This window comes from Nitrospiraceae bacterium (assembly GCA_021373015.1).
Taxonomy (GTDB): domain Bacteria; phylum Nitrospirota; class Thermodesulfovibrionia; order Thermodesulfovibrionales; family UBA1546; genus JAJFTJ01.
Window position 1 is genome coordinate 258752 of record JAJFTJ010000005.1, and the last position, 21377, is coordinate 280128.

Consider the following 21377-nt stretch of genomic DNA (forward strand, 5'->3'; position numbering starts at 1 on the left):
GCAATGAAAAACAAGTCCATTAAAAAGGCTTTCTTGTTTGTTTTTCTTTCCTCTCTAGCATTGTTTTTAATTGGGGCTGCTCAAAAAAAAGAAGTAAAGAGCAGGATAGTTTTAAGCTCCCAGACACAGGCATGTATAACATGCCATAAACTATATACGCCAGGAATTGTCGAAGACTGGCTGACAAGCAAACATTCAAAAATAACTCCAGGGGAAGCTCTAAAAAAACCTGCCTTACAGAAAAGAGTATCAGCTGATTCATTTGCAAAAGAATATTTAGGTGTTGTAGTCGGTTGTTATGAATGCCACAGCCAGAATCCGGACAAGCACAAAGATAATTTTAACCATATGGGGTTTATTATAAATGTCATTGTTGCTCCAGGGGATTGCAATACCTGTCATCCAGTTGAATTTAAACAGTTTACTGGCAGTAAAAAATCTAACGGGTATAAAAATATATGGAATAATCCTGTTTATCACAAATATATAAACACAATAACAGGTTTGAAAAAAATAGAAAATGGAAAGATAACAGTAAGCGAGCCGACAGCTTCAACGCTTCAAGAGACATGTTTTGGATGTCATGGCGCAAAAATAGAAGTGAGAGGCACTAAAAAAATTAATACCCAAATAGGAGATATAGAGGTTCCTGATCTTGCAAACTGGCCTAATCAGGGTATTGGCAGAGTAAATCCAGACGGCACAACCGGTTCATGCACAGCCTGCCATCCCAGACATAGTTTTTCTATAGAGATTGCAAGGAAGCCATATACCTGTTCGCAATGTCACCTTGAGCCTGATGTTCCTGCATATAATGTGTATAAAGAGAGCAAGCATGGAAATATCTATTCTTCAAAGTACCAGGAATGGAATTTCAATTCAGTGCCATGGGTTGTAGGAAAAGATTTTACAGCTCCTACTTGCGCAGCTTGCCATAACAGCCTGCTTGTTTCTCCAAATGGGAAAATTATTGCAGAAAGGTCGCATGATTTTGGTTCAAGACTGTGGGTAAGGCTTTTTGGGCTTATATACAGCGCTCCACAGCCAAAATCAGGTGATACGACAATAATTAAAAATAAGGATGGGCTGCCATTGCCAACTACTTTTTTAAATGAACCTGCATCAGAGTATCTGCTTGATAAAAAAGAACAGGCAGAAAAGTTCAAGATTATGCATAGCGTATGCAACAGCTGCCATAACAAGGAGTGGATCGATGGACATTTTGCAAAGCTGGATAACACGATTAAAGAAACGAATGAAATGACGCTTGCAGCCACGAAATTGATGATTGAGGCATGGGAAGAAGGCATAGAGGATAAAACAAATCCATTTGACGAAACTATTGAACAACTGTGGGTAAAGCAGTGGTTCTTTTATTCAAACGCCATACGATATGCCTCTGCCATGACTGGAGCTCCTGATTACACTGCTTTTAAACTAGGATGGTGGGAGCTGACAAACAACCTCAGAATGATGAGGGATATGATAGACTTTAAAAAACAGCTGAAGAAAAAATAGTTCTAGTACAGACAGAGGAGACTAGCGAAAAGCCTGTGCTTAGTAAGTAGTATCCTTTTTTTAAATTATTAAGAAGTTTGGATATAGGGACAGTATGGTTTTTCACTGCACATTCTGCAGGTTTGTTCATTTAATGGATTGGCTGTAAAATCTCCCTTTCTCATCTGCAGTACGGTTTTTTCTAGATACTGAAGACCAATTTTAATATAGTCTTCGAGTATTCGTCCTTCCTTAATGTCAGTTTTGCCTGGTATCCATGTAATTTTTGTGTCCTTCAGGGAATATAATCCTACTCTATTTATCTTGAAACCCAGAGATTTCATTAATGCAGCATACAAAAACAACTGCAAGGTTGCGCCTTTGTTGATTATTTCCGATCTGTTTAACTGAACAGAGCCTGTTTTATAATCGATTAATTCTACTGAATCGGCTTTTTTGTCTATCCTGTCGATCTTTCCTCTTAGTTTTATCCCACTTAAAACTTCTCCTTCAACTTTAGGCTCAGCTCTCATGAATGAATATCCTTCTTTTGCTAACTTACTTTCAATTTCATATATTTCAGGCAGTAATGAAATAAAAGAATCTTTGACAAAATTTTTCCAGTATTGATCTAACAACTGGTTTTTAAGAAGCTCTTCAATGATTATTTCTGCGTTTTTCTTTAATTCTTCATAATCTTTAAATGATTTTGATATGAGTTTTTCCATGATCTGATGAATTATTATTCCAAGCAATAACCCTTCGATCTCATATTCTTTTGCTTCGAGCGGTTCAAGGCCTAAAAGTTTTTCTACAAAAAACTTTCTCGGACATGTTCTGTACTGATCTATTGATGTCACGCTGATAAAGGATGTTTCTGAAAAATATTTATCGAGCAATCTATTTTTGACTGTATGTATCTCTTTAATGAAATTTGACAATGGTGTTCTCCCTTTATATAACAACTCCTCTTCTTTGTTTAAAATTCCAGGGATGGATTCTATTACTTCGGCTTTCCAGGGAAGAAAAGGCGAGGGGAGAAAAAACTTATCTCCTTCCATAGCAGGATATGAAAGGCTTAGATTCACAGATGCTTCCAGAAGACGATGAAAGATAAATTTTTGGGAATAAAGGTATCTCTTCATGTCGACAAATCCTAATTCTTTCCTTGCGCTATCAGGAAGGATATGATCTATGTCAGGCATAGAGGGAATGTCGCCGTCTTTCAATCCTCCAATATAAAGGTATTCCGGAGATGAACTTCTTAGATCAAATAATTCTGTTACGTGCACTCCTGAACCTTCTGTTTGTATCTCTGACATATTCAAAATGTATCTCAGGTCTTCTATAAATCTGCGCAATCCTGTTTCGTTTGTACAATTCTGGGGGAAAGCGTCCATTAGAGAGAATTCTTTCAATACATTCGAAAGCTGTTCCTTAATGCCATGGTCTTCGAAAGAGAACTCTAAATTATCGACAATATTCATGAGTGCATTTGAAATTTCACTATACGTCCCGGATTTCTTTATTGATTCAAGAGGAATAAGCTTGTTGAATATGTGCTTGAGTTCCTGTTCAAACTCTGAAGGAATTTGCATATCATTGTCATAGCGTGAATCGCAAAGGTTTTTTAGATTAAGCCATGAATTCTTGCCCTTAATTAGCCCGGAGTTTAGGGATATTCTTGGCAGCCATTCTTTGAATGACAAAGGAATTTTTTTAAAATATGGGGATGTCAGAAACTGAGAAAAATAAAGTCTGGGGTAATCATCCTCGATTGATTCTAGCATGGCAAATAGATCAAGAAATGGTTTTGTGTTTCCTGTTGGTTTTGAAAGTAAAAATGTACATGGAATTCCATATCTTTTAAATGTCCTCTGGACAATCGAATAGTAAGGGCTGAGTTTTGGAAAGGCAACAGTTATCTTGTCTAGCATTTTATATTTGCCAGATATATAGATGTTTTTTATATTCCTGGCAATGCCTTCGACTTCTTCGTCAATTCCAGGAAAAGGGTGAAACACAACATTTCTGCTGCTTTTTTCAGTCTGTAAGGTCTCTAAATCAGACTTAAAGTTATTTATAAGAAAATTATTTAAAGTACCTGTTATTGAAGTAAAATTATCTTCACTAGGAATTGCTATTACTGTTTCTTCAGAATTTTCTATAAGATTTTTTAGTATCAGTTTCTCAACAGGTGTTATCTCATAAAAATGATCAATTATTAAGGTTTTGTGTCTGTATTTATATGTGCTTATTAATTCAGGGCATTCAACAAGAAGATCATTTTCATCTTTAAGATTATTTTCTAACAGCGCTTTCTGGTATTTTTTTAATATTGTAATTGCATTAATCGCTCTCTTTGATACTTCTTCAGGTATATTTAATTTACTGAAAATATTTATTAACTCATTCTGGATTTCTCCCAGGTCTTTCCCGGGGCGGTATTGTTTAATTTCATCTATAAAATTGCTTACCATTGATGCGAAACCAATACTCTGACCTGTTAAGGACGAAATTATAACAGGGATTATAGGCTTGGATATTATGTTTTTGTTTCCGTATAGAAGATAAAGTTTTTTCGCCAGATTTTTTATAGTCATCATTTCAGGAGGTATGTATGCTCCACCAACCAGACTGTGGAAGACTTTTAGAGATTCGCTTATTTTATTGTGAGTAGGGGCAAGATAGAGTATGCCTGAATAGTCTTTGTTTTTAATCCCAGTTATTGCCTGCTTTAAAAGCTTTTCAGTAAAGCCCCTGTAATTAAACGGGACATGAAAAACCCTTACATTCTTGGAATAACTTTCAAGCATAAAAATAGGATAACTGATTTACAAGTATTATTAAAAGATTATGTCCTGTAGCTGGCATTAACCTTAATATATTCTTCTGTCAAATCACAGGTTAAAACCTTTGCAGATGCCCTGCCTTTATTAAGGTTAACAATTAGTTTTATCTCATTATTATTCTTTAGATATTTTTCTGCCAGCTTGTCTTTGTTTGTTGAGATGCCTTTTGAGGCTACTTTTACATTGCCAATAAATATATCGACCTTGTTTTCGTCAAAAGCTATTTCAGAATACCCGATTGCAGCCATGATACGTCCCCAGTTTGCATCATTGCCATAAACTGCAGTTTTTACAAGATTAGAATTAGCAATTGAAAATGCGGCTGTTTCTGCTTCTTTTTCATTTGATAAACCTTTAACCTCTATTTCTACTAGTTTTGTTGCTCCTTCACCGTCTTTGACTACAAGCTTCGAAAGCTCATATGTGATCTCATCCAGAGATTTTTTGAATGTTTTATAAACAGGAGAGTTTTTTGTGATTTCTTTATTCCCGATCATCCCATTAGCCATTATCAATACAGTGTCATTTGTGGACATATCACCGTCTATTGTAATTCTGTTAAATGACTTATTTACAGAATCTTTGAGGGCAGCAGACAATGTTTTTTTCTCTACTGCAATATCTGTAATCATAAAACAGAGCATTGTTGCCATATCAGGACATATCATTCCTGCGCCTTTGCATATCCCTGCAATTATTCCAATTTTGCCGTCGATTTTTAGTTTTTTGCTAATAATTTTAGGGAAAGTATCCGTTGTCATGATTGCAGATGCAACATCGTCAAACGTTGCTTGCCCCAGACCATTGGTGAGCTTGGGAAGTACAGATTGAATTTTCCCCATAGGAAGAGGAATACCTATCACGCCGGTGGAAGCGATATAGACAAGAGAAGGTTTTATTTTTATCTTAGCAGCAATAATATCTGCAATTCGGCAGGCATCTTTCATGCCTTGTTTGCCTGTGCATGCATTAGCATTACCGCTGTTTACTACTATTGCCTGACCTTCATTGGATTCAATCTTTTTCATATCGAGCTTAACAGGCGCTGCCAGTACTTTATTTTTTGTAAACACACCAGCAATATTTGCCTTTGTCTCTGAGTATATAAGAGCGATATCTTTCCTGCCGGGCTTTTTAATGGCAGCTTCTTCAACAGAAAACAAAAAACCTTTTATGGAATTTTTATGCAATTTGTCCTTAATCATCTTTTGTATTTTATACCTTTCCTTTTATTTTGCAAGCGATTTCTTGCGCTTGTTTTCATCCATGGAATAATGTAAAATCTTGTTTTGAATTAACACGCATGGTTAAACTATTTACATACATAAAAGATAAAGTTTTTATATTCTTTGCTGTGTTCTGGCAGTCTGTTAAATCTTTTTTAAAGAACGACAATTCTAATATAGCAGCTTCATTGGCTTACCATTCTTTGTTTGCGATAATTCCTTTATTATTACTTTTGTTTTTTGCGCTCAGCTTCTTTATAACATCCTCAAGAGCAGTAATGTCCAGAATTACGTCTTTAATCTCCGAGTTTATTCCTTATTACAGCGAGACGATTCTGCAAGAAGTTTATTCTCTGTCAAAACATCAAAGTATATGGGGGATAATAAGCGTTCTCACTCTCATGTGGGCTGCAACACCGCTGGTTAGCACTCTTCGCAAGGCTTTTTTTGATATATTTAAAATAGAGGAAAGGCCTTCTTTTTTAAAAACAACCTTGCTTGATATTGGAGTGATACTTCTTACTCTCACGATCTTTGTTCTTCTCAGCTTCACACATGTGACATTCAAAAGCATACATATTTTAGGAGAAAGCACCGCTTTTTACAATGCAGCGTCATACACTGTTACAGTGATGATAATATCCGTATTTTATCTTGCATTTGTCCCTGTTAAGACATCATTTCTTTACGTTGCAACTGGCGCCATTATAACGACATTTTTCTGGGGAATTATCAGGCCAGTATTTGGATTGTTTTTATCTTATAACCCTCAGTATGGCATTGCCTTTGGTTCATTAAAAGCATTGTTTATAATCATAATATGGATTTATTATTCGTTCAGCGTATTACTCTTTGGCGCAGAAATAATTGCCAATCTCAGAAGAAAAGATGTCTTGCTTATAAAAAAACTGTTTTATGAAGATTACAGCAGCAAAACAAAATCCAGACTTAAGAATAAATTCGGCAAAAGCTACAAAAGCGGAGACCTGATTTTTAAGCAGGGGCAGAAGGGTGACGAAATGTTTTATATCCTCTCTGGTGGCGTAAGATTAACCTTGCCATCCAAATTACAGAATAACAATGAAAACGAACAAATAATCAGAATTATGAAAAAAAATGAGTACTTTGGTGAAATGGCGCTTCTTATTGGCACTCCCAGAACAACGAATGCTTATGCTGAAAATGATGATACAATTATAATTAAGATAAATCCTCAAAATTTTGAAACTCTTTTAAGAGAGGAACCAAAGATTGCAACAATGCTGTTAAAAGAACTTGCCCAGAGGTTAAAAAAAACCAATGAATTTCTTTGTTAATTAAAATGGAGAAAGATAACAAAAAAGAATTAATACAGGGATTTCTTAAAGAGATGCCTATTTTTAAAAGCCTGTCCGAACCTCATATAAACAAACTTGCAAAAGACTTTGTTGTCCTTCAGGCAAAAAAGGGAGAAACAGTATTCTACCAGTCAGATCAAAGCACTGATCTCTATATTGTTCTTGATGGCTCTGTCAGGGCTTCATTGTTGAATCAGGAAGGCCAAGAGTTAATCCTCGCCGCATTCAAGAAGGGTGATTTTTTCGGGGAGATGAGTCTTCTTGACGGGATGCCCAGATCTGCAACAATAATAGCTGTTGAAGATCTGATATTAGCAATGCTGAAGAGAGAGCTATTTCTTTCTGCTGTTAAAAATGATCCCATGATAGCAATAGACCTTCTTTCTTCTGTTGTGCAGAGACTTAGAACTGCAAATGGAATGATTGAATCTCTTGCATTTCTGGATGTCAGCCAAAGACTGATTAAGCTGTTTCTGCAGATTGCTTCAACTGGATCAGAAAAAAATAACGAGGGATTTCTGCGTATTGGAAAAATAACGCATCGGGAACTTGCTGCGAGAACAGGCGCATCTAGAGAAGCAATATCAAAAGTCATAAAAGTGCTTATTTTCAGAAAGATTCTTAAAGAAGATGAGCGGCATTTTTTCATATCTCCCAAGGCTGAACAGGAGGTATTTTAATCCAAACATACAAGGTGAATTTTCACTTGACACTATATGATTATCTTTATACACTTTGAGTGTATGATTGCACTTTCAAAATATTAACGTAACATTTTGTTTTTAATAAACTTTTATAATGGAGGCTTTGCATGAGAATTAAAATTTTAGCCATGACTTTCTTAGTGTCCTTTTTCCTGATGTATGGAGCAGCTTCTGCTATTGGTCTTGAGGCTGCAATAGGAGTTTGGAATCAGGATCCTTCAGGAGACATTAGTTACAAAGGGGAATCATTAAGCGTGGGTAATGACCTTAAGTATGATTCTGAGGTCAAGTTTTTCGGCAGGGCAAAGATAGAACTGCCTCTTATATTTCCTAATATTTATTTGATGGCAACACCGATGAAGTTCGAAGGAAGCGGACAAAAAAATGTAAACTTTCAATTCGGCGACAAGACATTTACAGGAAGCGTGCCTTTCAACTCAAAAATTCAACTTGACCATTATGACATATGTTTCTATTACAATCTTCCTTTTCTTAAGACCCTTTCTCTCGGCAAGCTCAATGCAGAGGTTGGATTGAATGCAAGAATTTTTGATTTTAAGGCTGAAATTGATCAGCCGTCAACAGGGATTAAAGAAACAAAGAATATGACGCTTCCTGTTCCTATGGTTTATGTAGGAGCGCAGTTTAAGCCGATAAAGCTCTTTTCATTAGAGGCAGAGGCAAGAGGGATTGCATTTAGCGGTAACCATTATTATGACTTAGTAGCAAGGCTCAAGGTTAAACCTATAGGTCCGTTATTTATAGCAGGCGGATACAGATATGAGGATGTAAAGATTGACGAAAAAAGTGTAAAAGCGTCTCTGAAATTCCAGGGTCCGTTTGTTGAAACAGGGCTTGAGTTTTAGCATAGAATAAAATAGAGGAGGAATATGTCTAAGAAAGCCATGAGATTAACTTTACTGTTTCTTGCAGTATCTTTATTCTTGCCTGTTGTTTCAAGTGCTCAGGTAAAATGCGTTAATTCTGAAGGAGAATCAGTGATTATAAACAACGACATACCTTCAGCGAAGACAGAGGCAACAGCAAGGGCAAAATGGTCTGCTATTGAGCAAACAGTCGGAGTAGAAATAAAGGCACAAAGTGTTGTTCAAAATTTTGCACTGGTTGACGATGCAATCAGCAAGAATATAAAAGGAACAGTGCAAAGTTACAAGGTTCTGCTTGAGGACAACAGAAAAGATACTTTCTGGGTGAAAATAAATGCCTGTATTGAGCCAACAAAAGCAAAAGATGCCTTGATGACCATGGCGCTTAACAATTCAGTTGCAGTATACATTCCTGCAAGAAAACCAAGGGTTATAAGCGAACATGATACCAAGAAAAGCAGTTACATACATACTAAAGATGAATATGACGAGACAAATTTTTTCTCTGAATCATTGATTAACAAACTGCTTCAACAGGGCTATCAGGTTGCAGATATAGCGCCTACTCATGCAATAGAGGCTGCTGCTATTGACAGCGCCCTTAAGTCAGGTAACTACATGACGTTAAGATCGCTGATGTACAAATTTCTGTCAAATGTTCTGATGATAGGCAAGATCGACTATACAATCTCGACCAAAAAAGGCGAAGATGTTGGGTATGGCATTAACATGCCTTTTTACGCTGTAACAACCAGGCTTACTTACAGGCTTATAACAAGAGATCAATCAGGAAGAAATTCTATCATTCATGCAGATACTGGCGAAGCAAAAGGGCTTGCACTGAGTGTTGGAGACGCAACTGAAAAGGCGATTAAAGAACTCTCTGAAAAAATTACACCCACAATCCTTGATGTGCTTTCAAAGCATGTTGCCGGAGCTTCAAAAAAGATCAGCCTTAGCGTAAAAGGAGTCAGCGATATAAACACAAGCTTCAGGGTGAAAGAGATATTGCAGAATACAGCATGGGTCACCTCTGTGGAGGAGAAATCACTTGGAGAATTTCTTGTTGGTTATCCTGAAAATATTGTATATCTGATTAATAGTCTTTCGCAGAAAAATTTTAAGATTTCTAATTTCACAGGCTACTCAGCAACTATGGAATACAGACAATAGCTATGAATGGGAGGGGATTTTAATGAAAAGAGTTTTTCTTTTTTTCTTAGTAATTGCGCTGGCATTAAGCTTTGCCATAACAACTACATCTGAAGCAGCCAAGAAAAAAGTTGCAGTACTTGATTTCGAATACGGCACGATAACTGACAGATGGTGGCCGGGCTCATGGAATATAGGCAAGGGAATCGCTGATATGATGGTTACACAACTCGTAAAGGATGGCACATATTCTGTAATTGAGAGAAAAAAACTTGATGCGATTATTAGCGAACAGAAGCTTGGAGCAAGCGGACTTGTTGATGCTTCCACGGCTGCACAAATTGGAAAGATACTCGGTGTTCAGTATGTAATTATAGGTAGCATTACTCAGTTCAGCATTGATACATCAGAAATAGGGCTTGGCGGTATTGGTGCAAAGTTTGGGTTTGGCGGAGCCGGCGTATCAAATACCGTTGCTAAGGTTTATATTGACGCAAGGATGATCGATACCACTACTGCTGAGATCATCGGCGTTGCTGAAGGCAAGGCCGAAGACAGTAAGAAAGGCCTGAAGCTTGGCGGTGGAAATTACAAAGGGTTCGGGGGTCTTTCATTTGCGAGCAAAGGATTTAATGAAACAATACTTGGACAGGCAACAAGACAATGCGTTGCTGATGTAGTTAAACAGCTTACAGGCAAGGCAGCAACTTCAAGTTCAGACGGCGAAGATGCTCCTAAGACAGTGAAAGTAAAGATTGCTGACATTGATGCAGGATCAAAAACAGTAATACTCGACGGCGGGAGCAGCACTGGGATATCAAAAGGCCAGACGCTGTATGTCGTGAAAGTAAAGAAAGAGATAAAGAGCCCTACAACAGGCGAAGTTATTAAACGAATTACAGAGACAGTAGCAGAATTGAATGTTACTGAGGTTGATAAAACCTCTGCAACTGCAACTATTGTTAAAGGTGACCCCCGAAGTTTCAAAGCAGGGGATGATGTAAGTTCAACAAAATAACGATGCTTAAATTTAGTTTGAGATATAAGGAGGAAGACATGAGAAATTCTTTAAGACTTTTAGCTGTAGTTTTTATTCTCTTATTTGCCTATGCATGTGCAAAACCGGTTGCAAAATGCACAGACCCTGAAGACAATCCATCTCACCACTATTTGGTAGGAATGGAGAATCTTGAGAAAGGAAAGATCGATATTGCAAATGAGAAATTCGAAAGGTCGATTTTTTGCGATGCCAAGTTTTCTCCTGCATATGGAGGGCTTGCAATTGTAACTGCTGAAAAGGCAAAGGCGCAGATTGATCTTAAGTTCAAAGCAGTAGAATCTGAGCGCGCAAAAGAATATCTAAAAAAGGCTGATAAATCAGCAGAATCGCAGGAAGACAGTTTTGATTACAATCTGGCTGTAATAAGAGTCAATACAATTCTTAAAGGTAAAGACTGGCTTAACAAAGCAGAAGATGCATTTAATGACGCTAGAAAACTCAAGGTTGAGGAAAAGAAGCTCATTTATTATCAGGGCATAGAAGCATCATCTTATTTTATAGGGATTGCTTACCTTGAGGCTTCAGAATTCCAGAAAGCACGCGACAGGTTTTCAGAAGTGCTCAACATGAAGAGAGAAGGCAAGTGGAACGAAAAAGCTGACAAAGCATGGAAGCGCGTTGACAAAATTGTCAGAGCAATGTCAGGGATAACAGTAGGCGACGTCGGGAAAAAGATTGCTGTTAAAGAATCTATAACAAGAGGAGATTTAACAGCTCTCTTAATTGATGAACTTAAACTTGATAAACTTTTTGCAGGACGCATCCCTTCCAAGTCAAAAGTTGACAAGATGAAAGCAGAATTTACGCCTGCTGACATTATGAATTATCAGTTCAAAGATGAGATACTTACTGTCATGAAATGGAAGGTAAGGGGACTCGAGCCTAAATTTGACACGACAACCCAGGCATACTTATTTAAACCAGCAGAACCTGTATTAAGACAGGAGATGGCCCTTATTCTCGAAGATGTGCTTATTAAGCTGACTGGGGATGAGAAGATAGCAACAGCATATTTTGGTCATGAAAAATCGCCATTTCCAGATGTAAAGCCGACAGCTCCATGGTATAACGCAGTAATGAACATGACATCAAGAGGGATAATGGAACCTGAGATTTCAGGAGAGTTCAGAGTTGACTCTTTTGTTGACGGAGCAGAAGCGCTTCTGGCTATCAGAGTATTAAAACAAAAGATGAACATATATTAATCAAAAACAACAAAGGAGGTAAAAATGAAAAAAATACTTGTAGTTGCTTTAATGTTAGTTTTTGCAATTGTAGCTATTGCTATTGCGCAGAATCAGCCAGTTCCACCGCCATCTGAACCTAATGTATCTGTACCTGCTGTGCCAAGCAGCAGCTCTAAGATTGATGACAGATTCCAGAAAGCAAACGAATGGCTTAATCAGAGCAAACTCACAGTTACAGAAAATCAGACAGATGCATTTGTGAACGGGTACATACTGGTTGTTGCTGAAGGACTTCCTCAACCAGATGCAACCTCAATTGGCAAGAAGAGACTTACCGCAGAAAGAGCTGCGGAGGTGCTTGCCTACAGAAAACTCGCCGAGTTTTTGGATGGAGTGGCAGTTATCGGAGACACATTAGTAAAAGATGCTGAACTCAAATATGATGTTGTAAGGGCAGCAGTTGCAGGTTTTGTAAAAGGCGCTCAGGTTGTTCATAAGGAATATAACAAAGAAGAAGAAACAGCGCTTGTTATAATGAAAGTCGGGTTAAATGGCCCTGGAAGTTTTGCAGACGCAATGTATGCCAAAATACTCCAGCCTGATGTAAAAAAAGATCTCCAGCCCACACCAATCCCCCAGTACAAACATAAACCTGTGCCATTGGACAGCGTGTATGACAGTCTTATTATCGATGCAACTAAACAGAATTTTAGACCTGCATTGATAAACAGACTCTTCACAACAAAAGGAGAGGTCATATATGACCCTTCAAAGATCAGCCAGAAGGTATTGGTTGAGCAGGGATGCGGTGAATACACAAACAGTGTTGACAAGGCAAAAGCAGCGCTTGAACAAAGAGGAGCAAAAAATCCTTTGATCATTCAAGCATCCGGTTCAGTAAATCCATCTGACCTTCAGGTTTCTGATGATGACGCAGTCTCGATATTCTCTGCCAATCAGAAATCAAGATTTCTGTCTGCTGCAAAAGTAGCTTTTGTATTAAAATAATTTTCATATTGACTGCCTTGTTTTTTAAAAAACAAGGCAGTCAATTAAAACAGGAGCATTTAAAAATGAATATGAGAATTTCAATATATGCACTTTTTATTTCTTTTTTATTAGTATCATGTGCTCCGCCATCTGTAAAAACAACAATGCTTACACCTGCAAAATTTCACGATGCGTCAATGATCAAGGAAATAGCAATACTACCATTTGACGGACAAGGCGGCGCTGAATTTGCCGCTGAACTTGAAGGCATGTTTGCCGGGATTAATCTGAACGACAAACAATATTTCACTATAGTTGATAGGAATAAAATTGATAAGATTATCAGCGAGCTTAAATTTACGCAGAGCGCTTTAGTCGATGAGAAAACTGCAGTAAAGGTCGGCAAACTTGTAGGCGCAAAGGGGATTTACAGCGGGGTTATTACATCAAGTAAAGTAAGCGATAATTACTTTACAGAAAGCCGTTCCCGCTGTGCATATACAGCTACACAATATGATAAAAAAGGCAAGCCTTATCAGGTCTGCGCACAATACGAAAACTACAATGTCAGATGCTCAAAACGAACTGCTATATTCTCAGCAACTCCTAAACTTATTGAGATTGAAACAGGAAGGGTTGTTTATGCCAACAACATATCAGGCTCTGAAAACTCATCAGCATGTGAAGACACAGGCAAACCGCTTATTGACAAAACACTCCTGCTTAAAAATGCAAGAGACCGCGCTAAGTCAATGCTCAGAACTGATGTCGCGCCGTATTATGTAACAGTTCAGATAAAGCTTCTTGATTCAACATCAGGCATAACATCAAAAGAAGCCGAGAACAAACTTGAACAGGGGATTGATTTTGCAAAAAATAATAGACTTGACAGAGCATGTGAAATATGGGGAGAGGGGCGCATACTAGCTCCAAATTCATCTTCCATACTCTACAACCTTGGCATTTGCGCTGAAGTGACAGGTTCTCCAGAACAGGCCTTAGACTTGTATAAAAAAGCTGATAGATTGATGAATCAGCCTGATGAAAATATAACAGCAGCGCTTGCACGAGTCAATAAGGCGATACAAGACAAGGACAAACTGAAAAAACAGACTCAATAAAAGCAATAGAAAGGATATCTGTTATATAAAATAATATGAAAAAATCTGTTTTTTTTATGCGCAGCTTATTATTTATATTTGCAGTTTCATTAATCTTGCTTCCTCAACAGTCTTATACAAAAACTTTAATACTTGATGGCGAGCTCGAGAGCAGGATAAAAACAACGCAGCAGATCAGCTTTGATGTGTCCAGTGAAGTAAAATCACTGACATTCAGATTTGCCCTGCCTGCTGTTTTTTCAAACAAGGCAACCTCGCAAAGCTTAGAAAGACTTGATCTGAAATTTTCTATTGAACCATCATCTGTTATTGATGATGTTGACAGGTTTGGCAATAGGTTTAAAAAAGTCAGATGGGACAATCTAAGACAAAACGTTAATATTACTATCTCGTTCGATTCTCGTATAAAATCCGAACTCAAATATATGGAAAGCAAGTCTCAGTTCCCGCTTGCCAATATTTCTGGTTCTGAATCACTTTTTCTTAAATCTACAGGGTTGGTGCAGAGCGAAGACCCTGAGATTGCAGAGCTTTCAAGAAGACTCACAGCAAATGCCAGAACAGAGCAGGATGCGGTTAATGCAATATTGAACTGGGTTTCTGATAATGTCAAATACACCTACAATCCTCCTCAATACGATGCTGTTTATACTTACAGAAGCGGTAAAGGCAACTGCCAGAACTTTGCACATCTTTCAATGGCTCTTCTCAGAGCCGCAGGAATCCCTTCTAGAATTGTCGGAGGTATAAGTCTCAAAAGACAATGGAAGGTTCCTGTAGAGAACGGTTATCTTGTCCAGGACATGGGGCAGGGCGGACATGCATGGATGGAAATATATTTTCCTGATCTAGGATGGCTTTCTTATGATCCTCAGCAGTCAAGACAATTTACATCAACACGGCACATAAAACAGACACATGGATTAGATTCAAAAGACATTAATGATTCATGGTCAGCAGCTCCTTATCTTCCAAAGTACAGCGAAAGCATAGAGGCAGTTTTTAATACCGACGATATATCGATAAAACTCGCTGGAGCTAAAGAAGCTCCAAAGTCATATATAATGAGCAATAATCTTTCAGCAAAAGTTTCCGCAGAAAAACCTGAGCTTCCTATTAAGCCGCCTTTTCCTCCAATAATCATAAAGCCTGAACCGCCAGTAAAACCTCCTCCTGTTAAAAAAGGTGATGTAGCATTCGGCAACACTGATTTTCCTGCGCTAGTTGATGCCTATCAGGCTATAGGCAACGAAGGAACGAGAATCCTTGATAAGGAGACCGCTGAATATGTCACATCCAAGTATATTTATGCCCAAGCATTCACAGTTGCAAATACAATGTCACTAAAAAATATTGCTCTTGCACTCAGAAAATTCGGCGGCGACGGCTCAATTTACATCGATGTTGTCAAGGATGATAACGGCAAGCCGGGCTTTACAGGCGAGAGATCCCTCCCGATTTTTCTGAACAATATAAAATTCAGGCCGGGCTATTATTGGGTTGATTTTGCATTTACTAAAGGCAAGGAGCCTTATCCAATACTGAAGCAAGGGAAATACTGGATAATTTTAAGACACTCTGGAGAGGCTATTGTTAATTGGTTCTATATACCGGGGAATCCTTATGGCGACAGTGATGACACTCGTTCAACTGTTAAAGGATATAAATGGGAGGATTTATTAAATTATGATTTTGTATTCAAAGTTACAGGCAGAATTTGATGAAAAAGCTGTGTTTGTTTTTTATTTTCTTTAATATTATTATCTTTTCAACAAATATAATTGCTGCAGACAAAGATGTTGTTCTTCCAAGAGAGCATATCGCCAAACTAAAGAGAATAGCAGGATTTTTTGCAGCAGAACTTAAAAATAAAAATATAAAAACTGTTACAGTGGGAGACTTCACTGATTTTAATAAAAAACCCTCTGCCAGAGGGAAGACAATGGCAAGGGAATTTAAAAAACAATTAGAAAAAATCGGAAAGAAAAATTTTAAGGTAATTGATAAAAATCCAGAAGCTCTTATAACAGGGATACTGCTTCCATATCAGGACAAGAGCAAGTGGCAGTTGGATTTAAAGGCTGTTTATGCGAATAAAGAACAGGTTATTACAGCATATACCGCCATCTTTAAAAAACCAAAACAAGTTGCAAAATGAAAATCAGGGGGTGCATCTTGAAGAAACTATTTTTAGTATTTTCAGTGTCAATGGTCATATTCTCTTGTGCCCCGTCACAAGAAATAAAAAAAGACAGCCTGGAAACTGTTTCAATTGCAGATGCAGAGCTTCCGAAAATGGTTGCAGTCCTTCCCTTTCAGAATCAGACACAGGAAATCGGTCTGGGGAATAAAGTCAGAAAATCTTTTTATAATCACTTTACTTCAAAACAATATAGAGATGTAAAGCCCATGATAGTTGATGAAAAAGTTGTTTATCTGGAAAAATCTACAGGTAAATCAATACTGGAAATAAAACCGCCTGATATATGTCAGCCCATAGGTTGTGACGGTCTTGTTTACGGCAACGTGACTGATTTTAAAAAAGTCTTTGTTGGAATATATTCACAGCTTTCTATAGAGACTGAGGTCTGGATGATAAATGTAAAAACCGGCAAGGAAATATTTCGCATAAAAGACAGCGTCACTTATCACGAAGGCAGTGTCCCTATGTCGCCTCTTGGCATAATAATGAGCGCTGTTACAGCTGCCATGAATCTAAGAGAGATCCAACAGGTACGGCTGGTAAATGAACTCGCCTATAAACTCAACGAAAAAGTCCCTTCACCAAAAAGCTTAAGCAAAGAAGATCGTCCTGTAATAAAAGAAGTTCTCACAAATGCCAAAGAAAGCCCTTTTGGAAAAGGGAAAATAATAAGAGTAGGGCTGGAAGGAGAACCCGGAGCTGTAGCTATGTTTGATATCGGCAATTTTAAGAAAAATATTTTAATGAAAGAAACAAAGCCCGGAATTTATATTGGAGAATATCCGGTAATGCCTGGAGACAATACTGCTGACATGCCGCTTGTAGCATATCTCAACAGACCAGGCGGACTTGAGAGCCAGTGGATCGACATAGCCGGGCTTGTAACTCTTGATACAACTCCTCCGCCTTCTGTTAAAAGTGCAAGGGCAAAAGGATTCCATGACAGAATTGAAATCACATGGGAACCTGTTAAAAACACTCCTGACCTAAAAGGATACGCTGTTCTAAGAAGCGAACAGCCGTTAAGCGGATATGTTGAGCTTGCAAAGATCGAGCTGAATACATTTGAAGATAAAAATGCAAAGCCTGATACTGTTTATTATTACAGAATAATAGCATCTGACCAGACTGGCAATGAATCAGAAGTTCACGATCCGGTTAAGGCAATGATTATTTCCAAAGAACCTGTGGTTATTTCAGGTGAAATCAAGAAAGATACCGTGCTTTCCGGAATTTACATTGTTAAGGGGAATGTGTCAGTGCCCAAAGGATTGATGCTTACAATTGAACCTGATACAAGAATACTATTTGCTGAAAATTCATCGTTAAAATCACAGGGGAAAATCATAATTAACGGAAAAGACTCACCTGTTGAGTTTATATCATCGGGAGAAAAAAGATGGAAAGGAGTTTTTATTGAGGCTGGAAACGTTTTACTGAATGGTCTCCGCATAAAAAATGCTGTAACTGCAATTTCACTTCAAAACACGGAAGGGGTGATTGAAAATTCTGTGATTACTGAAAGCGATACAGGTATCTATATATCCGGTACTCCGTCCGTAGCTGTTAAAGGTTCGGTGATTTCAGGGAATATGGTTGGCGTGAAATTACAAAAGACAGATGCAAAACTATCGCAGAATAATATATTCCAGAATAAAGAAGGGATTTCTGTCAGCGGTTTTTCTGGTGAGATAAAAGAAAACAACATTTTTGACAACGATATAAATATTTCTTCCAAGCAAGAAATAAAAATTGCTGCAAATTATCTTGGTTCTATAAATATTGATGAAATGAAAACCAATGGGATAATAATTTCAAAAGCCTATGAAAATAAATTTCCCGAAGGCAAGATTGCGGATGCCGTATCGAATCCTTATTCCAAATTGACGCAGGAAGAACGACAGAAAAAATCAGCTGAGATTTTGATAGAAGCCGGGAATTACTTCAGGCAGAGAAATTACGGCAAGGCAGTTACATATTTTGAAGAAGCTTTAAAGTCTAATCCAACTGCTGAGACATATTATTATCTTGCTGTCTGCCATCAGGAAATGAAGGAAGATGACAAGGCTCTTAAATACTTAAAAGAAGGCGCTGAAAAATTTCCAAAAGATTCAATTTTACATAAGTCGCTTGGCATGATGTATTACCAGAAAGGCAATGAGGCTGAAGCGAAAAAAATATTCGAAGAAGTTCTGAGGCTTAACCCGGAAGACAGACAGGTCAAGTTCCTTCTTGAGAGAATAGGCAAATAGCAGCTCCAATATAAGTAAGCAGGATTATGATTCTAATGATTTCAATTGCATCCAGAAAGAGGAGAAAATTAATAATATGAAAATGCCGGCTTTTGTTTTAATTTTTTTATTGCTAAATTTATCTCATGTTTTGCCTGTTGCATCCGAAACACAGAACGATGCGATTGTTGCAGGAGTCTTGCACCTTGGTACAATCCCCCCTCTCCCTCAGCCTAATGAAACAGGATATTGGCTGAGTTCAGACGAGTTGGTTTATACATTAAAAGGTTCTAAGTCTGAAGCATCGACAGATGTTGTCGTGCTCACTGTGCCAGTAAATTTAAAAGAAAAAACCAAAAAACTTAAAGACCAGCATGTTGTGGTAATTGGAGATATGAACTGCATCGGCAATTGGGCGAGTGGTGCATACTGCAATATGCTTGTTAAACAAATAGATATGAAGACATCGGTCGAAAACAAAAAATAAACTTAAAGGGAAAATAGAACAATGAAAACATTAAAGACTTTAATTTTTGTATTTATCTTGGTTTTGTTCATTGCGCCAATAACACACGCAGGAGATGTCGAAGATCTCATCGGTATCTCGTTAAACTACAGCAAAAAAGAGGTCACTATCAATGTTGTGGGTTCAGGATGCACAGATAAGGGCGATTTTCTTTTTGAAATGAAGAACGATGTTCTTACTGTTGTTCGCACAAAAATAGATTCCTGCAAGGCAATGCAGCAAGAAGTCAGCCTTACATATTCTTTTAAAGAAGCAGGGATCTCGCCTAATAAACCTTTTAAAATAGCCAACAGATTTATTGCTAACATATATATTGCAAATATGCGGCCAGCAAAAAATGGTAAATAAATTTTTTGTAGTTATTTCTGGCATATGCTCAACAGCAAGTTTTTATCTTGCATACATGACGATAAAGACTGGAGACATAAGCGGCGCATGGCTTTTTATAAGTTTTGGATTATTGTTTTGTATGTCTCCGCTCATAATTTTTATAAGGTTTTTAGCAAGAAAGAGCAGGTTGTTTGAAAGCATAGACAAAACACTTTCCGAAAAACCAGAGCCAAGAACAACCTTTGTACCTCACTGGTTTATTATGACAATGATAATTGCGGCTGGCGTTTTAATACTTGCAATTATAATCACCCCAATATTATTCAGATAATTATTTTCGAGACTTTTTTTAGTTCATTAAATACACAAGGCTGGTTTGTTGGTATATGTTAAAATATAAAAAATTTTCTTTTGGAGGAAGACCATGAAAAATAAAGTTTTGCAAATACACGCTTTGTTAATCCTTGCTTTTATTTTTGCATCATCAGGATTTATTCATTCAGCTAATGCTGAGACCGCACCTGTATTTAAGATTAAGGGAATCATTGTTTATTCCGACAGGGCAATGATAAAAAAAGAATCTGTTGTCCCAGTCAATAAAGGCGAGAACATCATTGTAATCACAGGCGTAACTGCAGGCATGGTCGATCAGTCTTTGCAAGTGAGCACAAAAAGCAAGTCTAATATAAAAATAACTGATGTAAAAGTTGAAAGAACCTATCTTCACAAAACACAACTAGAAAAAACCCAGAAACTTCGAGCCAGGCTGGACAATCTAAATGAACTTATAAAGAAAAATGCTGACGAAATACTTGCTTTGAACAGTTCAATTGATTTTGTCAAAAAAGTCATCCCATTCTCACAGAATCAAAAACCAACACTGACTGATCTCTCCTCATATATGAAATTCATGGAAAAATCTATTTCTGAAAATCTCGAAAAGATAGCTAGGATAGAAGTAAAACAAAAAAAATTACGCGAAGAAAGCAAGTCAGTTGAAAATGAGCTGAAAAATATAAATTCAGAACAGGAAAACAGCAAAGACATAATCATTCATTTATATGCCGGAGATGATGCAAGAGAGGCAAACATAGCTGTTTCCTATATAGTTACTATGGCTGGCTGGCACCCCCAATATGATGTAAGGGCTGATTCCAACTCATCAAAAATAGATATAAGTTATTTTGCATTAATCAGCCAGTCTACAGGGGAAGATTGGAAAGATGCAAACGTAGAGATCTCAACAGCCAAACCATTTATTTTTAGTACACTGCCTGAACTTACAGCATGGAATGTTGATGTCTATCAATACAAACCTCTTCAATATCAAAAATCTCTTGCTCCAACAAAAGGGAAACTCGCAAAAGAATTCGATGAAATGAAACTAGAGGGTTCTGAAATGCCTGAGGAAGTTCAGGTCAAAGCAGAAACAACATCATTCAGTTTTATTATGCCTTGGAAGTTAAATATACCATCAGATAATAATCCTCATAAATTTCTTATTTCAGCTTCAAATAAAGAATCTAAATTTGAGTATTACGCAGTGCCAAAATTATCAAAATACGCATATCTCAAATCCAGCGCTCAAAACCCATTCTCGTTTCCCATGTTGATTGGCGAAATGAATGTTTTTCTTGACGGAAGGTTTGTTAACACCTCGTCCATCAACAGAACAATTGTGCCTGACGAGGCCATTAACCTTTCGCTGGGCGTTGACGAAGGGATAAAAGTCGAGAAAAAACTCCAAAAGAAGTTTACTGAAGCTTCCGGCGTATTTTCAAAAAATACCAGGATAAAATATGAATATTCCATTGATGTCATAAACGGGAAAGGCAAGGTTATTGATATAACACTCAATGATAATTTTCCAGTATCAAGAAACGAGCAGATAAAAACAGAACTTGAGAGTCCCAAGAAAGAAGAGGCGAAGATCTCAAATGACGGGATAATCAGTTGGGATATGAAGCTCAATCCTGGTGAAAAAAGAAATATTTCCGTTAAATTCGATGTCGAATATCCACAAAACCTAAAAATAATCGGACTTGAATAAATAAACACTGATCTTTTATTTCAG

Annotated in this window: 18 protein-coding genes; 16 read left to right on the top strand and 2 right to left on the bottom strand. The window is 37.4% G+C overall.

The features are described 5' to 3' along the window. Positions 1–3 precede the first annotated feature (3 nt). Positions 4–1518: a hypothetical protein gene (locus LLF28_02645; GenBank protein MCE5194344.1), complete on the top strand. Its 1515-nt coding sequence runs from the start codon at positions 4–6 to the stop codon at positions 1516–1518. A gap of 68 nt (positions 1519–1586) precedes the next feature. Here LLF28_02645 and LLF28_02650 read toward each other — a convergent pair whose 3' ends face one another. Both LLF28_02650 and argJ read right to left on the bottom strand, forming a co-directional pair. Continuing rightward, positions 1587–4313: a PD-(D/E)XK nuclease family protein gene (locus LLF28_02650; GenBank protein MCE5194345.1), complete on the bottom strand. Its 2727-nt coding sequence runs from the start codon at positions 4311–4313 to the stop codon at positions 1587–1589. A 38-nt stretch (positions 4314–4351) separates the two neighbouring features. Further along, positions 4352–5554: a bifunctional glutamate N-acetyltransferase/amino-acid acetyltransferase ArgJ gene (gene argJ / locus LLF28_02655; GenBank protein MCE5194346.1), complete on the bottom strand. Its 1203-nt coding sequence runs from the start codon at positions 5552–5554 to the stop codon at positions 4352–4354. 98 nt (positions 5555–5652) lie between these two features. Between argJ and LLF28_02660 the strand changes: the two genes are divergently transcribed. The 15 genes from LLF28_02660 to LLF28_02730 all read left to right on the top strand — a co-directional run bounded on the left by LLF28_02660 (position 5653) and on the right by LLF28_02730 (position 21353). Next, on the top strand, positions 5653–6891 hold the full coding sequence (locus LLF28_02660) for a YihY family inner membrane protein (GenBank protein ID MCE5194347.1): 1239 nt from the start codon (positions 5653–5655) through the stop codon (positions 6889–6891). Between the two features lie 5 nt (positions 6892–6896). Further along, positions 6897–7592 carry a Crp/Fnr family transcriptional regulator gene (locus LLF28_02665; GenBank protein ID MCE5194348.1) on the top strand — a complete coding sequence of 232 codons (696 nt, stop codon included), beginning with the start codon at positions 6897–6899 and terminating at the stop codon, positions 7590–7592. Positions 7593–7723: 131 nt separating this feature from the next. After that, the gene (locus LLF28_02670) at positions 7724–8482 is read left to right on the top strand and encodes a TIGR04219 family outer membrane beta-barrel protein (GenBank protein ID MCE5194349.1); all 759 of its coding nucleotides are present in this window, start codon (positions 7724–7726) and stop codon (positions 8480–8482) included. A 24-nt stretch (positions 8483–8506) separates the two neighbouring features. Continuing rightward, entirely contained in the window at positions 8507–9676 is a 1170-nt protein-coding gene (locus LLF28_02675; protein MCE5194350.1) for a hypothetical protein, read from the top strand. Between the two features lie 22 nt (positions 9677–9698). Further along, on the top strand, positions 9699–10673 hold the full coding sequence (locus LLF28_02680; protein MCE5194351.1) for a CsgG/HfaB family protein: 975 nt from the start codon (positions 9699–9701) through the stop codon (positions 10671–10673). Between the two features lie 38 nt (positions 10674–10711). Continuing rightward, the gene (locus LLF28_02685) at positions 10712–11920 is read left to right on the top strand and encodes an S-layer homology domain-containing protein (protein ID MCE5194352.1); all 1209 of its coding nucleotides are present in this window, start codon (positions 10712–10714) and stop codon (positions 11918–11920) included. Between the two features lie 24 nt (positions 11921–11944). Further along, a complete protein-coding gene (locus LLF28_02690) occupies positions 11945–12910 on the top strand; it encodes a hypothetical protein (GenBank protein MCE5194353.1) in 966 nt (321 codons plus the stop codon). 71 nt (positions 12911–12981) lie between these two features. After that, positions 12982–14013 (top strand): hypothetical protein, encoded by a 1032-nt coding sequence (locus LLF28_02695; protein ID MCE5194354.1) that lies wholly within the window; start codon positions 12982–12984, stop codon positions 14011–14013. 56 nt (positions 14014–14069) lie between these two features. Beyond that, on the top strand, positions 14070–15734 hold the full coding sequence (locus tag LLF28_02700; protein ID MCE5194355.1) for a transglutaminase-like domain-containing protein: 1665 nt from the start codon (positions 14070–14072) through the stop codon (positions 15732–15734). Then, entirely contained in the window at positions 15734–16171 is a 438-nt protein-coding gene (locus tag LLF28_02705; GenBank protein MCE5194356.1) for a hypothetical protein, read from the top strand. The genes LLF28_02700 and LLF28_02705 overlap by 1 nt, the downstream gene beginning before the upstream one ends. A 17-nt stretch (positions 16172–16188) precedes the next feature. After that, positions 16189–18468, top strand: a complete 2280-nt coding sequence (locus LLF28_02710; protein MCE5194357.1) for a DUF799 family lipoprotein — start codon at positions 16189–16191, stop codon at positions 18466–18468. A gap of 76 nt (positions 18469–18544) precedes the next feature. After that, the gene (locus tag LLF28_02715) at positions 18545–18934 is read left to right on the top strand and encodes a hypothetical protein (GenBank protein ID MCE5194358.1); all 390 of its coding nucleotides are present in this window, start codon (positions 18545–18547) and stop codon (positions 18932–18934) included. Between the two features lie 21 nt (positions 18935–18955). Then, the gene (locus LLF28_02720) at positions 18956–19321 is read left to right on the top strand and encodes a hypothetical protein (GenBank protein MCE5194359.1); all 366 of its coding nucleotides are present in this window, start codon (positions 18956–18958) and stop codon (positions 19319–19321) included. After that, positions 19311–19634, top strand: a complete 324-nt coding sequence (locus tag LLF28_02725) for a hypothetical protein (GenBank protein ID MCE5194360.1) — start codon at positions 19311–19313, stop codon at positions 19632–19634. Before LLF28_02720 ends, LLF28_02725 begins: the two co-directional genes overlap by 11 nt. Positions 19635–19727: 93 nt before the next feature. Then, positions 19728–21353 (top strand): mucoidy inhibitor MuiA family protein, encoded by a 1626-nt coding sequence (locus tag LLF28_02730; GenBank protein MCE5194361.1) that lies wholly within the window; start codon positions 19728–19730, stop codon positions 21351–21353. Positions 21354–21377 lie beyond the last annotated feature (24 nt).